We start from the raw sequence: 14,498 nt of genomic DNA, 5'->3' as shown, positions 1-14,498 counted from the left end.
CTTACAGTTAGGCGAGATGAACTAGGTAACATTATGAAAATTAAAGCACTTTCTAAGCTTAAGCCTGAAGAAGGCATCTGGATGACCGAGGTTGAAAAACCTGAAATGGGTCATAATGATCTTCTTATCCGTATTAAGAAAACCGCAATTTGTGGTACAGACGTACATATCTACAACTGGGATGAGTGGTCACAAAACACAATCCCAGTACCTATGGTAGTAGGTCACGAATACGTGGGTGAAGTTGTTGGCATCGGTCAAGAAGTTCGTGGTTTTGAAATCGGCGATCGTGTATCTGGTGAAGGTCACATCACATGTGGTCACTGTCGTAACTGTCGTGGCGGCCGTACTCACCTTTGTCGTAACACAACAGGTGTTGGTGTAAACCGCACTGGTGCGTTCTCTGAGTTCCTTGTGATCCCTGCGTTCAACGCATTTAAGATCCCCGCAGAAATCTCTGACGATCTAGCATCAATCTTTGACCCGTTTGGCAACGCAGTACACACAGCGCTTTCTTTCGACCTAGTAGGCGAAGATGTGCTAATTACTGGTGCTGGCCCAATCGGCATCATGGCTGCAGCTGTTGCTAAGCACGTTGGTGCTCGTCACGTTGTAATCACTGATGTAAACGAATACCGCCTAGATCTTGCTAAGAAGATGGGTGTAACGCGCGCAGTAAACGTGATGGAAGAGAAGCTTGAAGACGTAATGTCTGATCTTGGCATGACTGAAGGCTTCGATGTAGGCCTAGAAATGTCAGGTGTACCATCTGCGTTCAACAGCATGCTAACTAACATGAACCACGGCGGTAAGATCTCGCTACTAGGTATTCCACCATCAGACATGGCAGTAGACTGGAACCAAGTGATCTTTAAAGGCTTGGTTATCAAAGGTATCTACGGTCGTGAGATGTTCGAAACTTGGTACAAGATGGCTTCACTAATCCAGTCTGGCCTAGATCTAACACCAATCATTACTCACCACTACAAAGTGGACGACTTCCAGAAAGGCTTCGACATGATGCGTTCTGGTATGTCTGGTAAGGTAATTTTAGACTGGGAGTAGGTTACTACCGGTTTTGAATATTAGAAGGCAACAGGTAAAACTGTTGCCTTTTTTGTCGCCATTCTGTAGCCGTTTTCAATTGATAATTAACTTAATCTATTGATATGTAATGGTTATTTTTGTTTTTGTATACGCTTTACAGCGCTATTTGTTGGGTTTATAGAAACAGAGAACGTAGTGGGTGAATCTGGTCGATTTCCAATATCTATATATCGATGAAGAGCCGAAATTATCAAGTACGTCTTATAAAAAGACCAAGAGGTAGTGGGGACGTATCAAGCCCGAAAGTTGTATATTTTATTGTTTAGTGGAGAGCCAAGTGCCATCAGATTAAAGGGCTTGAACAAGATGGACAGAATAATGTGCTTGATTTGTTTTAATGTTAGGCGTTCATTTGGCACATTCTTGCCCCTTTATGTTTTAGTACCAAAGCTCATTCACAAACTGTTAATTTTGATTAGCGATACATTTTCTAATCTCTGCTCCTTTGGCGAGATGCAACAAAAGATCAGCTAATAGATAACCTTGGTGTTTGGTAATAAATTGAAAAAAGTGGCGGCAAAAATGGCGGCATTCATTGTAAAACAGCGTTATTCATGGGTATAAATTGCTACTTATTACTGTTTTTATATACATTGAATCTTGTTTAAATTGTTGAATTTAGTGAAATTTTACTTTTTTTCACCAAGTTCTATAACTTAACCTGTAACCTTGAAATTACAAAGTTTTCTAATCCCTTGCTCTACTGTGTCGATACGAGCATACATTGCACCGATTCTATGCGAAATTTTTTTCTGTTCGATTGGCAGCTAAATAGCGTTGTCGAATACTCACTAACATCTCTCTACGAGCCGTTAAACGCATTGTATGCCCCATATAACTCACCTAAATTTATTACTTAGAGTTTGATTTTTAATGAGTCAATGCGACCGGCCAATCTAATTGCCGCTCATACTCAACATGATACAAGAGCACGATTGCCAGCAGCGCCTCTATTCATGTTTCCTCAACTTGTCAATTAACAAGAACGTTTGAATTAGTCCGACAATGAGAGAGCGATGGTCTTTTTTAGTATGAATTTTTCTTGTTTTAACTGGCTAATACGAGCTTCTAATTCTTGAGTTGTTATCTAGGCGTGAAGTTTTTGGTCGTTGCCGTTTTGTCATTGAAAACCTTATTTATGCTGGAGACTGCACCATAAATGAGGTCTCAGGGACCATTACATATCCATCTCGCTTAAGAAAGGGCTAACTTTATCGTTAGATTAAGCCGAAACTGCTACTCTTATTCATGAATCACTTAAGTATGAAAGAAAAGGATAATAAATATGGAACCATTATCATTAGCTGTTGATGCTATACCAGAAAAATTAATGCCCGAATTTCTAAAGCAAGCAAAAATAATAAATTCGTTTTGGTACGACATGTTTTTACTATGTTCTACTTTTGGTTTGCGAAACATAGAGTGTAGAGAAATGAAATGTGCACAGATCGATTTTGAGAATAAAGTACTGATTCTTACGAATACTAAATCGCAAAAATCGAGGATAACAAAGAAAGTTAACCAGCACGTTCGAAAACTCTGGTTAACTAAAGGACGATGCTGGTTACAAAGGCGTATCACGGACCCCAATGCAATGTTAATTGTTCGTTTAGCTTCTAGTTTGGATGATTTAGCTATTTTAGCTGAAGAATTTCATGTTATAGAGGCTTATACGCAAGCTAAAAAATCCTTTTTTTCTAGAGAGGAAAAAATTTATCGAGAAAGCTTTCATTTAAATTGTGATGATACAGTCAGGGTGATTGATTTTTCAGGCTTCCCTCATATTGAACAAATGTTACGTCGCCGATATGAGCGATATCAGTCTCGGTTTTATCTTTTTCCTCGTGATGAGTTGCAGCGACCTCAACACTTTCAAGACGGTGATAAACCTTTGTCGAGGCAAAGTGTCTACAATGTACTTCAAAAGATGAAAATTCGACTGAAGGATAAACTCCGAGGTGTTCGAATTGGGTTGCATTCGTGTCGAAAGCTAGCTGTGCAGAGAGTTGCTTATTTAATGAAAGACACGTTTGCAGCTTCGATATGGGTTGGTCATGGTAACGGTAAAGGTGATTTATCGGTAACTCAACGTTATCTGGACTGTTCTCGACGACGTTGCCAGGAAATAAATCTAAAGCTTTCTAAAGCTTGTCGTAATGACAATTATGACAAGCAGCCCACCTTTGAAGCTATACACTACATATAGACAACCTGTACAAAGCATACCCCACCCTTCACGCTCCTCAGTGTTAAATTTAAAAAAAACATGTAAAAACACAAAAAATACAATCAAATCAATCGGTTGGCTTTACTTGTCATGATTGTCATTACGTAAATATGGCGTATTGACGACGAGTTAGTTTGTGTGTATTCCGAGCTAACAACGCTTCTTTTTACGTTGTTAGTAGGAACGTTTTTGTCAAATTTTGAGCTCTTATGAATAGTGAAGTCGAAGTCAAACTGTTTCCCAACTTGGTCATCCGAGGCGACTTGAATTATCAAGTTGATGAAGGTTTTTCTTTAGTTGGTGCTCCCATTAAAAAAGTTGAAGAATTACGGCTAACGCACCTTTCGTATGACGCTGAGTTTCATCTCGTGACGGTTAAACTGAGTAAGGCTTTTGCTTTTTTCCCCAAAAAAAATGGACACTTTTTAGTTCACAGGGCTGCGGATGTTTTAAGGCAGGAGCACTTAGAATTAATTGAACTTGAGATAGATTATTGTTTGCTTCGCAATGTTGTATTGAACATAACGTTTCACTCCTCATCCGCAAGCTCTCAATGTGTGCTGTTGTCTTTATCGTTATCCAATAACTTTACCTTTGAAGTCACGGCATAGATGGATTTTATTGTACCTAACTCAATCAGGAAATATTTTTCACTATTACACTAATCATGCTAAAGATTAGGATAAAGGAAAGGTGGATAAAATTATTGTGCTTGTAGCTGATATGTTCGATGTATTAGTTTGGGAGCGTTATTCTAAAAACGGAAAATCTAAGATTTCGGTGCTGGCAATGATTGGCCATATGTTGGAATGTAATACAAATATTTTAGAAGACGAAAATAAGCTTTTAACGTGTGCGTTGCTGCTTTATTTAGGACTAAATTTGAGCTCAATTTCTTCCTTATTAATAGAGGCGTTTTTTGGACGCTTGTTTCTTGAACTTGACTGTGAAAAGTATGGGTATGTTAATTTTACTTGGATGCGATACAACAGAAATCAACAATGGTGATTCAAGGACGCTTATATGGCGATGCTGAATTTAAGTTGTTCATTAGCCGAAAAATATATTTGGCTGTGTGGTTTGTTTTACTATTGAGAATTAAAATGGGTATTTTAGATATTAAGAAAATAAAGCAATGTGACTTGTGTAAAGGTACTAATGACATTGTATTTATTGGCACTACTGATGCTAAACTTGTGCTTTGTAGAGGATGTCTCTCTTTTTTGGCTGACTTACAAACAAAAGGAGCTTTAGTTCTGCCTTTGCCTTCTTTAGAAATGATTATTAATACTCATTGTAGTTTACAGGTACTTAAAGAAGCGTTACCTAAAATAACCAAGTCGACAAACTTTTATTATTTAACTAATGAACTAAATAAAGCTATGACAGAATTGGATTATTCATTGAGTTTAGGAACTCATCTCCCTTTATTTAAAGAGAGCATGCATCCCATAAAAGAACAACTAATGACTCTGGTTGATAATCAAAAATGCTTTAAAAACTGATATTTATTCTGTGGTCGTGCGGAGCTGTAAAATGAAAATTTACTCAAAAAACAAGCGAAGTCTTGCCATTAATGTTTGTCGTGCCGCACGTGAACGATGTCGTTATGTGTTGACTCATTTTCCTTATTCATACGTGGCTTTTTCTGGAGGTAAGGATTCTGCTGTTCTGTTGCATTTATTTATTGAAGAAGCTCGAGCTATGGGGAAACTTCCGGTTGATGTGTTGATCGTCGACTTGGAAGCTCAATATCATCATACCATTGACTTCATACATAGAATGGTTGAACGAGAGGAGGTGAATGCTTACTGGGTTTGCCTTCCATTGAGTTTACGTAATGCGGTTTCTCAATTCCAACCTAAATGGATGTGTTGGCAACCTGAATTGCATCACAAATGGTTGCGCCCTCTACCAAAACATGGGTCTGTAATTAGCGACGTTAGATTTTTCCCATTTTTCCGCTTAGGCATGGAATTTGAAGAATTTGTTGACGAGTTTGGATTATGGTATCAAAAACAAAAGGGGGCGCCTTGCGCGTGTCTAGTCGCTATTCGATCTGATGAATCTTTACACCGTTATCAAACGATAAAAAATAGCAAAAAGCGTTGTTTTAAAGGGTTGCGATGGACTACAGAAGTCAATGAGGTGCTCTATAAGATTTACCCCATTTATGACTGGCGAACTGAAGATATTTGGGTTGCGAATGGAAAATTTAAGTGGGATTACAATCGCATCTACGATCTGATGTTTCTCGCAGGGGTGCCTTTGTCTCAACAACGATTGTGTCAACCATTTGGTGATGATCAACGTAAAGGGCTTTGGCTGTACCAAATCTTGGAGCCTGATGTTTGGCGGAAACTTGTTGAACGTGTTGAAGGGTGCAATTTTGGTGCTCGTTATTGTAGAAAGCAAGGGCGCATTTTAGGCTACTATACATTCAAACTTCCTTCTGGTTACAGCTACCGGCAATACAGTAAATATTTGCTTAAGAGCATGCCTCCTCATCTAGCGGCGCACTATAGAAAAAGGATTTTCCAGTTTTTATCCTGGTGGCGGAAACACGGGAAGTCACAAGGAATTACGAAAATTCCTGATTGTGCAGATAAAAAGCTGGAAGCGCAGAAACGAGTCCCTAGTTGGAGGCGTATCTGTAAGGTTTTGATCAAAAATGACTATTGGTGTCGAGGGCTTTCTTTTGGGCAAAATAAAAAATTAACACAGCAGTATGTGGATTTATACAGCCAATATCTAAGTCAAGGACATTATTGTGAGTAAGAACTTTGAGCGAAATCGAGTGCTTTCTGCTTTGGGGATTTATGATGCTGAGTCACTACCTTTGGAAGATAAAGTTAGTTTATTTAACTTTCTTTCGGAACTTGCCTTCGAACTTGTTCCTTTTCGACATCCAGTATTAAATGTTCAATTAATAAATGTACAAGATGTTATCGACAACGATTATAACCCAAATAAAGTAGCTCCGCCAGAGTTCAGACTACTTCATCACTCTATACAAAAGGATGGACTAACAATGCCTATTGTTGTCGGACATCGTGTTGATAATAAGAACTTGGTTATTATCGACGGTTATCATCGTAGTCAAATAATAAAAAAGAAGAGCGACGTTTATGATTCCTTAAGTGGATATATGCCAGTGGTTGTTTTAAATAAAACATTAGATGAAAGGATTTCATCTTCAGTACGACACAATATGGCCAGAGGGGCGCACCAGGTCGAGCTAACATCACAATTGGTCATGAAATTAAGGGAACTTGATTGGAGCAATGAAGATATTGGGTGTGAGCTTGGTATGGATAATGATGAGGTATTGCGTATGCAGCAAGTTACTGGGCTGGCCGCGGCGTTCAAAAATAATGCATTTTCTACTGCATGGGAATAACACCAATAATTATTTGTAGTTAATGCTTTAGTATGAAAAAACGGTTTTTTCATAATTTGGATAGTGCCAAATTCAAACGTTGACGTGTGTCGTTTGAGTTTGCCTACTGCTTTGATAAGAGCAATGAAATTATCATGCTTTCGAAATGGCTGATATTTTTTATCCTGTAAATAAGAAAACATCAACCGCTTTCTAGTAATAGTTGTGACCTCGTTTAGGGAAATAATGTGTTAAGTAAAATATATAAAATTTATGCAATGGTGTCATTGCTTGTCGTCGCGTTAACGATGACAACTATTTATATTGTATTAAATAACCATCGAGAAAAAGGAGCAATAGTAAGTGCTTCACGAAATGTAGAGGCCATTAATACCAATTACAATACGTCAATTAAGCGACTCAAAAGTATCGTAGTTGCCATGTCAGATGTTGTGCTCTTTGATGAGCATCAAACAGAACTTGATATGCTAGATGCCTTTAAAGGTGCTACTGAAAGCTTCGATTTTGTTGTAGATGTTTATGCCGCAAAGGTAGGGGGTGAGACTATATCTGCTCAAGAAGGGGGATGGGTGGATAACTATAATGCTAAAAAATTGAATAAAGATTGGTTTATGCCGATTGCAACTCAAAATAAAAAATTTAACATGACGGAACCTATGAAAAACTTGTCTGGTGATTTTATCATTAGCGTTTCTGCATCTATTGTTCGTAATAAGGAACTAATAGGTGTACTTGCGATGGATATCGACCTAGGTAAGTACGTTATGGGGAATGACTTTGGGCTTTACGCTATTACTACAAAAAAAGGAATCGTTGTTGCTGCTTTTGATCAAGAGTGGATGACAGAAAACATTTTTGATGTGCGGCCAATGTTTAAAGAGCTTCAATATAATGAACCCATCTATTATAAAAATACTGAAGATATTTCTTTTTTTGCATTAAAACAGACTTTAAGCAAACAGTTTGACATGTATACATTTGTATCACAAACAGAATCAATCGCTAGTATGACAGAAGTGCTAATGGCTATTTGTGGGGTTGTTTTGTTGTGTAATTTTATAGGGGGAATAGCGATAGGGAGGATACTCAAGCAAGAGTTATGTCCTTTGCCTGCGTTAGTCAACGCTCTTGAACGTATGTCTACAGGACGGTTCGTGTCATTCGAGATTCAATCTAGTAAGAATGAAATTGATAAAATCTCCAAATCATTAGATGTTATGTCACGTCATGTAGGGAGCGCGGCTAAAGATTCAAATGAATATTTACAAGTGTTGATAGGTAAACAAAGTGCAATGTCAGAAACCATCAGTAATGTAGTAAAGGATGTGAATGCTGACTTGTTAACGGTTGAACAAGTTGCGACAGCAGCTACGGAACTGAATGCTACCGCTGAAGAAGTGGCTCGAAGTTCATCTTCCGTTGAAAACATAGTTAATGAGACATTGTCTGTAGTATCTCTGGGGGCCAGTACATTAGCTCAAGCGGAGTCAGTGTCAAAAAGCGTCAGCTTATCTATTACAGAAACGTCAAAGGTAGTTGGTCAGTTAAAAGGCTACTCTGAAGAAATTAGTACTGTTTTGGACATGATAAGTTCGGTCTCTGAGCAAACCAATCTTCTCGCTCTAAATGCCGCTATTGAGGCAGCTAGAGCTGGTGAACAAGGGAGAGGTTTTGCTGTGGTGGCTGATGAGGTAAGGGCGTTGGCGCAACGCACACAGGAGTCAACACAAACTATCCGGGAGGTTATTGACAAGCTTCAAGATAAATCTCAATCAGCGAGTGAATTTATGTTCAGTAATGTACATCTTATAAAGAAATTTGACGCAACATTTGTTGACCTAAGTATGGCTTTCAATGATATTTCGACACAAATTGATAATATTTCTGATATGAACTCTATAGTGGTTACTGCATCTAATGAGCAGTCTGCAGTGACTCTGGATATGTCAGAACAAGTTACGAAAATAAATGATATTATTTCAAACACTCTTCGTATTTTTGATGACGCTGACAATTCATGTTTTGAAACAACAGTTCTTTTGAACAAAATAGAAGAGCGACTGGGTTTCTTTAAAGGTAAATAAAAACTTATAATCTTGTTCGATTTAACGAATACTCTATTATTAAACGCGTTTATGTCAGTTTGTTTTGTATATTTTCAATGTTGCTGTTTGAAAGGGTTTGTATATAAAGTGTTTGGGAGAAAGTATGTGTTAATGAGATGGTGCATATCTTAAATTATGGTCGTATGAGTTTGATTAGTAATGGTGAAGTAATGAAATGCTTAGAACCCAACAAACTGATTTACTGTGAAGTCTGTAATGAAAAAATTCTAACTTGTTTCTAGATTGTGTCGATGAATATAATCTTGAAACAGGACGAGAGCGTGCGATTGATTACTATCGATACAGTATTTGTGAAATGAAACTAAAGTGGAAATTGAAATAAACAACTAAGGTGTCTGCTGTAATGATAAATACTATCGTTATTAGTGGCTTATAAGGGAGTGAGTTATGAATGCTATTCAAGCGATGAGTTATGTGCTACCTGCAAGTGTCGTTATCAGTCGGGCTATTTTATGGCTAAATAGAGTTTTAACTAAAAGTAAAATAGAAATATCACTTGATGAGTTAGAAGTTAAATTCGACAAGTATGTTTGCGCTTATGTGGAGGATTTTGCATGTTCACAAGATGAATTTTTTCGTATCAATCAAATCAAAAAAGATTGGATTATTCTTTGATCTACAATGAAGTAAAAGTGAAACTCCCTAAAAAGTGCTTACCATTATTTGAGCAGCTTGATGTTCAAAATATCAATGAGACGCTATTACAGTCAATTGAAGAAATAATTTCCATTAATTCAGTTGTAGATATAAAAGAACAAATTAAACCTTACCAATTAAAATTGAAAGAAGAGTTTTTTAATATTATTTCTCAGGTTCGAAAGTTGTGATTATTCAACGCCCGTCTTATTCTCGATGTCAATATTACGTTGAACAATGACCATATTTAACTGAGGTTGCATGAGTGATGATGGGAATTATTAAAATTACATATAGAGCTGTTTATATTTTGAGGTAAGTGTATGTTTAAGTGGCAACGAGTTAAAAGCGAAAATGAGACATTAAAACGACAATTAACGGAGCTCACGCAAAAATATCAAACTGACATTGCTGAGCTTGAGAGGCAGCTTTCAGATACTTCGCGGGATATGCATTATGCACAACGAAATCATCAAAATAGTGATGAATTAATGCTGAGCAGTTTGAAAGGTGGGAATATGCTTCAAACTATTCGAACTGAGATGGCTGAAAGTGCCCAATCTATGGCACGTGAAAATCAAGAATTACGGTCGCTTGATGAGATGTTTAAGCAAACGCATTTGGCGTTGGGGCGCCTTGATAGCCGAGCGGTTAAGATCAGCTCTCAAGCCTCCTTGAGTATTGAACATGTAGCAATACTAGACAACACTGCTACTTCTATATCTCACCTAGTGTCTACTATTCAAGAAATTTCAGACCAGACTAATTTGTTAGCGCTCAACGCAGCGATTGAGGCGGCGCGAGCAGGAGAGGTTGGGCGTGGGTTTGCTGTAGTTGCCGACGAAGTAAGAAATCTCGCAAGTAAGGCGAGCGAAGCGAGTGAGCAAATCGATTCATTAGTGAACAAAGTGTTAACGGAAGTGAGTGCAATTAAAGCTTCTATCAATGAGAACCAAGTTTGCGCAGAAGAGGTTTCTACGTCCTCGGCTCAAATTGGAGTTATCGTGAACGAGGTGGTCAAAAAATCGGAGCATATGAAATCTGTGATCCATATAGCATCGACTCGAGCTTTCCTAGATACAGTAAAGCTCGACCATGCTATCTGGAAGAATAACATCTATCGTTTGCTACAAAGCGGGACGTTTGGTGACGCAGTTAATAGCCACTCAGAATGTCGCTTAGGTCAATGGTATTATCGAGGTGATGGTAAAGCTTACAGTCATTTTAGGAGCTATGTATTGCTTGAGGAGCCGCATAAAGATGTGCATAACAATGGACGTGAGGCATTGAAGGAAGCAAAATCTGGGAATATGCCTGGTATGGTTGCTGCAATAAGAAACATGGAAGACGCAAGCGAACAAGTTGTCATGCAAATCGATTTTTTAATGGGGGACATTATCGCAAGTTAGCTGTGGTGGAGGGCCTTAAATACCATCAGAACAACGGTTAACTTTACTTCGTCATGTTTGGGAAAAATGAAAATACATGGTGCATCCAGTTCTGAGGAAATTACATTATCAATCAGTTTAAATCGAAGAATAAAGTAACCGTTGGTGATTGGGAGTTTTTTGCTGATTGATTCTATCAATCGAGAAAGAAGTTAAAGAAATGCGAGAGAGCGTAGCACGGTGAAGCAAAATTTAATTTGGATAGGAATTGGAGCGTATTTATTGGTCGCGGTCCATATCGCTCTGGGTGTCTACCTGCAAATGAATGATGGTTGGTTTATAGCTCTTGCATTGTTAATTTGCGGCTTATCTTAAGTGGTGTGTTTGAGAGGAAGGATGAGTTATAAATGAGCATGTTAATGAGAGTCAGTCGAAAGCGTAAAATGTGGTTAGGATTTATGACATTTTACACGAAATCGGATTTTGCAACTAAAAGATTGACGAACTTTAAAGAGACTTACGATCATTTCATACCACTAATACCAAACGCGTTTGACCCATTCATTTGGGGAGTATATCAAGACCTAGACCTAGACCTAGACCTAGACCAAAATACATATTTAAGAGCAATATATAATGTAATCGCGCACATGGTCGAAGTTGGTGGTCTGGGATTCGAGCATGAATACATTGAAGGCACAATGGATAGGGCGTTTAAAGGCTATGATCTTAGCTTATCCGATCCTGCAATTTTAAGCAGTGAATTTGGGATAGAGTTTCAAACGCTTCACGCTTTGAAATTTGGCCTACAAGAATCTCCAATGCAAACTGTTGATGATAAAAAATTTAGAGCGAGAGGATACGCGCTAAGTGCTGACATGCGAATGCTGCGTAAATATGGAATTAATAAAAACGAGAATAACATCGATGTTTTCGGGGAGTTTTTTAGCGGAGCAAGATTCCGATTCCAAATTGAATCAAACGATAACGAAGTTATTTTGTCATACAAGGTGAAAGGTTGTTGCTTGTTCACAACAATAAGAAATCAAGTTCTTAATGTTGAAATGACTGTTTAAGCTCTTCTAAATGTATTAACGAATGAAAACAAAAATTTTAAACATGGCACTGGCAATTATTGTTATATACGTATTGTCGATGTTGTATGCGTTATTGAATGTTTATTTTGGAACTGACGATATTGATTGGTTAGTCCATTTTGCTTCAATCTTAGGCTTGTGCTCTGGGGTCTACTCTATGCTCTGGTGCATTGGGAAGAAAGAAATGAATTTTTTTGAATTGTTAGTTACAGGCGTTCTTTTTAGTCTATCTGTGGGATACATGGGACTAGCTTTCATGTTTGGAGATGTGGTTGATTTTGCGATCGCCATGGTTGCTTTTATTGGTTTGTGCGGGGGAGCATGGATGGTTAAAAGGGGCGAAATCGAATGAGGCATCTAAATTTTAAAGCTGATATAGAGCAACTTTTCAAAGGTCCCGGCGATCGGTCGCTAGACCACGTTTTCACCTCGATAGCTAAGAATATAGAAGAGGCTCAAAGAGGTGATAGATCAAGAATTGCTCACCTGCTGATGTTAAAACATATGGCAACTTTCAATATGCATGGCATTGGTCCTGCGGAATTTTGCCGACGAGCGAAAATCAACCCGCATTGGGCGACCGAGTTTAGCAAGATGCGCGGAATATATGATCATCTAATTGAAGCAGGGATGGAACCGGAACATCTAATGTTTAAGAAGATTAAATGCACAAACCTTAAACGATAAGAACTAGTTAATTATGACAAACCATAAAACACCATTAAATATCCATTAGGACTTTATGACCGATTTTTGTTTGCCGCTATGAATGAAGATCGAAGTATTCTTTTTTACCGAAACAAACCAGGAAAAGGAATTGACGGATGGAAAGGCACCTGTAATGAGCTTTATGGCATGGAAAGTCATGTACTAGATATTGCCACGGAAGAAATTGAAAAATTAATGATTTTATCGGGTAATGAAAAAGCAAACGATATTATCGAAATCAAAAATTTTAAAAATAAAGTTAAGGGATTATCCGGTGAAATAACCAAGTTAAAATCCAAATTGTTGAAAAACTAGAAGTTGAATGATGATCATTGACTTACTATTTTTGAGGGTGTAGGTGGAAGAGGATTTACCAATGCGAATACGCAAAGTGGAAGAACAAAAACAAAAGGAAATGCAAGAAACGTTATTAAGCATGAAACGCTATATAAAAAATGCCGAGTTCGGAACAGTTGTCGCAACAGTACAACTTCAAATGCTAAAAAACGTTAATGTACTTTCAAGCTCAAACATTGGTTCGTTTGAACTATGCGACAAACTTGAGCTTCCACCAGGTTATGCGGTTGAGTATATAAAGATAAGAAATCTTAATGCTTTACTAATTTCCCTTGGGGTGAATATACAAGAGCAACTAGAGGCGCAATCGGTTGAAAAGCATTATAGCCAAGCTCATCAATTGACTGATGATGCTTTAAGGAAAGGGAAAGTATTGGCCGCTAATGATTTGATTGATATTTACACAATCACAAAAAACAAGACGCAAAAAGACGGCACAAAGCGAACGATAGCCATCGAAGATGTAATTTACCAGTTAGAGCTATATAAAGAAAAACAATGCAACAACGACAATAAATAAAAATCAACAAGGGATAAAATGAACAAAATCATAACAGCCGCAATACTAGCCATCACAATGACACTTACGGGTTGTCAATCAACCGGCAACCTAGACCCAAATCAAGTGGTAATGAATAAAAGAATGGTGTCGATGGAACGCGGCATTGTTTTAATGTCTGAAAGTGTCATGGTGAAGCCTAGCGAGCTAAATCAAGGGACAAAAGCGGGCGCAGCGATTGCAGCCGCCGGTTTGGGAACTGCCACCGTTGGTGGTCTATATGGAGGCCGCAACATTGCCGCTGCTGGGGGGGCCGTCGCTCTTGTTGGGCTGGTAACTATGGTTGTTTCTGAAGCTGCAGCAAATAAGGAAATCCCCGCATACCGTTACACAATAGAATTAATGAACGACAAGCTTGATGAAGTTATTCAAACGGTACCAAAAAACGAGTTGCCACTTCAGCAAAACGCGCCGGTGTTAGTTAAGCAGTACGATGATCATACGAAGTTTATTTTTCTGGACAGAACGCAAGGTCTAATATTCGACCGCGCCAAATCGACTTCATTTAAAGAATGATATTGAAGCAAAAGAAAAAGAAGCGGCAGCGGCCAAAAAAGCAGAACAACAAGCAATTGAAGCAAGAAAAGCAGACGCCAAACGAAGCTTGGCAATTAACGAGGAACGCGCAAGACAGCAAAAAATCATAGAAAAACGAGAGCTATATAAGTGGGAACAAGAAAAGCGCCGTCTTGAAGCGCAAACGAGTTCAATGGAAGCAAAATCCAAACGCGTTAATGATGTGATCGATGCTGACATTAGAGCAAGTGACAACATTAGCGAAGGCGTTAAGTCAAGGCTACAAGCAATAGAGTAACTGACATGAAAACTTTAGTTATTGGAAAATGAGAAATCACAAATGTTAGAGTAAAATGAATGTAAGGATATGTGGAATA

The 14,498-nt window shown here is 38.2% G+C and carries 17 protein-coding genes and 1 pseudogene; all 18 read left to right on the top strand.

Going from position 1 to position 14,498, the window contains the following annotated elements; translation table 11 throughout:
- Positions 1-33: 33 nt before the first annotated feature.
- The 18 genes and pseudogenes from tdh (at position 34) to AB8613_RS23910 (ending at position 14,419) form a co-directional block, all read left to right on the top strand.
- On the top strand, positions 34-1,065 hold the full coding sequence (gene tdh, locus AB8613_RS23995; RefSeq protein WP_372385218.1) for an L-threonine 3-dehydrogenase: 1,032 nt from the start codon (positions 34-36) through the stop codon (positions 1,063-1,065).
- A 132-nt stretch (positions 1,066-1,197) separates the two neighbouring features.
- Positions 1,198-1,445 (top strand): annotated as a pseudogene (locus AB8613_RS23990) (hypothetical protein); the annotation flags it as partial.
- 947 nt (positions 1,446-2,392) lie between these two features.
- Positions 2,393-3,313 (top strand): hypothetical protein, encoded by a 921-nt coding sequence (locus AB8613_RS23985; RefSeq protein WP_372385217.1) that lies wholly within the window; start codon positions 2,393-2,395, stop codon positions 3,311-3,313.
- A gap of 230 nt (positions 3,314-3,543) precedes the next feature.
- The gene (locus AB8613_RS23980; RefSeq protein WP_372385216.1) at positions 3,544-3,945 is read left to right on the top strand and encodes a hypothetical protein; all 402 of its coding nucleotides are present in this window, start codon (positions 3,544-3,546) and stop codon (positions 3,943-3,945) included.
- Between the two features lie 82 nt (positions 3,946-4,027).
- A complete protein-coding gene (locus AB8613_RS23975; protein WP_372385215.1) occupies positions 4,028-4,342 on the top strand; it encodes a hypothetical protein in 315 nt (104 codons plus the stop codon).
- Positions 4,336-4,839 (top strand): hypothetical protein, encoded by a 504-nt coding sequence (locus AB8613_RS23970; RefSeq protein ID WP_372385214.1) that lies wholly within the window; start codon positions 4,336-4,338, stop codon positions 4,837-4,839. Before AB8613_RS23975 ends, AB8613_RS23970 begins: the two co-directional genes overlap by 7 nt.
- 31 nt (positions 4,840-4,870) lie before the next feature.
- Complete coding sequence (locus AB8613_RS23965; protein ID WP_372385213.1) at positions 4,871-6,112, top strand: DUF3440 domain-containing protein; 1,242 nt, start codon at positions 4,871-4,873, stop codon at positions 6,110-6,112.
- Positions 6,105-6,734: an IbrB-like domain-containing protein gene (locus AB8613_RS23960; protein ID WP_372385212.1), complete on the top strand. Its 630-nt coding sequence runs from the start codon at positions 6,105-6,107 to the stop codon at positions 6,732-6,734. The genes AB8613_RS23965 and AB8613_RS23960 overlap by 8 nt, the downstream gene beginning before the upstream one ends.
- 227 nt (positions 6,735-6,961) lie before the next feature.
- A complete protein-coding gene (locus AB8613_RS23955; RefSeq protein ID WP_372385211.1) occupies positions 6,962-8,818 on the top strand; it encodes a methyl-accepting chemotaxis protein in 1,857 nt (618 codons plus the stop codon).
- A 429-nt stretch (positions 8,819-9,247) separates the two neighbouring features.
- Positions 9,248-9,475 (top strand): hypothetical protein, encoded by a 228-nt coding sequence (locus AB8613_RS23950; RefSeq protein WP_372385210.1) that lies wholly within the window; start codon positions 9,248-9,250, stop codon positions 9,473-9,475.
- Between the two features lie 17 nt (positions 9,476-9,492).
- Complete coding sequence (locus AB8613_RS23945) at positions 9,493-9,687, top strand: hypothetical protein (RefSeq protein WP_372385209.1); 195 nt, start codon at positions 9,493-9,495, stop codon at positions 9,685-9,687.
- Between the two features lie 132 nt (positions 9,688-9,819).
- On the top strand, positions 9,820-10,905 hold the full coding sequence (locus tag AB8613_RS23940) for a methyl-accepting chemotaxis protein (protein ID WP_372385208.1): 1,086 nt from the start codon (positions 9,820-9,822) through the stop codon (positions 10,903-10,905).
- Positions 10,906-11,291: 386 nt separating this feature from the next.
- A complete protein-coding gene (locus AB8613_RS23935; RefSeq protein ID WP_372385207.1) occupies positions 11,292-11,960 on the top strand; it encodes a hypothetical protein in 669 nt (222 codons plus the stop codon).
- A 22-nt stretch (positions 11,961-11,982) separates the two neighbouring features.
- On the top strand, positions 11,983-12,333 hold the full coding sequence (locus AB8613_RS23930; protein ID WP_372385206.1) for a hypothetical protein: 351 nt from the start codon (positions 11,983-11,985) through the stop codon (positions 12,331-12,333).
- 413 nt (positions 12,334-12,746) lie between these two features.
- Positions 12,747-13,004, top strand: coding sequence for a hypothetical protein (locus tag AB8613_RS23925; protein ID WP_372385205.1), 258 nt, complete (start codon positions 12,747-12,749; stop codon positions 13,002-13,004).
- 61 nt (positions 13,005-13,065) lie between these two features.
- The gene (locus tag AB8613_RS23920) at positions 13,066-13,566 is read left to right on the top strand and encodes a hypothetical protein (RefSeq protein ID WP_372385204.1); all 501 of its coding nucleotides are present in this window, start codon (positions 13,066-13,068) and stop codon (positions 13,564-13,566) included.
- A gap of 18 nt (positions 13,567-13,584) precedes the next feature.
- Positions 13,585-14,121 carry a hypothetical protein gene (locus tag AB8613_RS23915; protein ID WP_372385203.1) on the top strand — a complete coding sequence of 179 codons (537 nt, stop codon included), beginning with the start codon at positions 13,585-13,587 and terminating at the stop codon, positions 14,119-14,121.
- A gap of 88 nt (positions 14,122-14,209) precedes the next feature.
- Complete coding sequence (locus AB8613_RS23910) at positions 14,210-14,419, top strand: hypothetical protein (protein ID WP_372385202.1); 210 nt, start codon at positions 14,210-14,212, stop codon at positions 14,417-14,419.
- The last annotated feature ends 79 nt before the right edge of the window (positions 14,420-14,498 follow it).

Origin of the sequence: Vibrio sp. BS-M-Sm-2, from assembly GCF_041504345.1 — a bacterium.
In the GTDB taxonomy this organism is placed as follows: domain Bacteria; phylum Pseudomonadota; class Gammaproteobacteria; order Enterobacterales; family Vibrionaceae; genus Vibrio; species Vibrio satsumensis.
This window is presented reverse-complemented; position numbering and strand designations above follow the sequence as displayed.

What these genes read in the sequence shown, in the direction of transcription:
- AB8613_RS23985 (WP_372385217.1), top strand. Translation starts at nt 2,393, where the DNA reads ATGGAACCATTATCATTAGCTGTTGATGCTATACCAGAAAAATTAATG.
- AB8613_RS23935 (WP_372385207.1), top strand. Translation starts at nt 11,292, where the DNA reads ATGAGCATGTTAATGAGAGTCAGTCGAAAGCGTAAAATGTGGTTAGGA.
- AB8613_RS23940 (WP_372385208.1), top strand. Translation starts at nt 9,820, where the DNA reads ATGTTTAAGTGGCAACGAGTTAAAAGCGAAAATGAGACATTAAAACGA.
- tdh (WP_372385218.1), top strand. Translation starts at nt 34, where the DNA reads ATGAAAATTAAAGCACTTTCTAAGCTTAAGCCTGAAGAAGGCATCTGG.
- AB8613_RS23950 (WP_372385210.1), top strand. Translation starts at nt 9,248, where the DNA reads ATGAATGCTATTCAAGCGATGAGTTATGTGCTACCTGCAAGTGTCGTT.
- AB8613_RS23930 (WP_372385206.1), top strand. Translation starts at nt 11,983, where the DNA reads ATGAAAACAAAAATTTTAAACATGGCACTGGCAATTATTGTTATATAC.
- AB8613_RS23965 (WP_372385213.1), top strand. Translation starts at nt 4,871, where the DNA reads ATGAAAATTTACTCAAAAAACAAGCGAAGTCTTGCCATTAATGTTTGT.
- AB8613_RS23970 (WP_372385214.1), top strand. Translation starts at nt 4,336, where the DNA reads ATGGTGATTCAAGGACGCTTATATGGCGATGCTGAATTTAAGTTGTTC.
- AB8613_RS23980 (WP_372385216.1), top strand. Translation starts at nt 3,544, where the DNA reads ATGAATAGTGAAGTCGAAGTCAAACTGTTTCCCAACTTGGTCATCCGA.
- AB8613_RS23925 (WP_372385205.1), top strand. Translation starts at nt 12,747, where the DNA reads ATGAATGAAGATCGAAGTATTCTTTTTTACCGAAACAAACCAGGAAAA.
- AB8613_RS23920 (WP_372385204.1), top strand. Translation starts at nt 13,066, where the DNA reads ATGCGAATACGCAAAGTGGAAGAACAAAAACAAAAGGAAATGCAAGAA.
- AB8613_RS23915 (WP_372385203.1), top strand. Translation starts at nt 13,585, where the DNA reads ATGAACAAAATCATAACAGCCGCAATACTAGCCATCACAATGACACTT.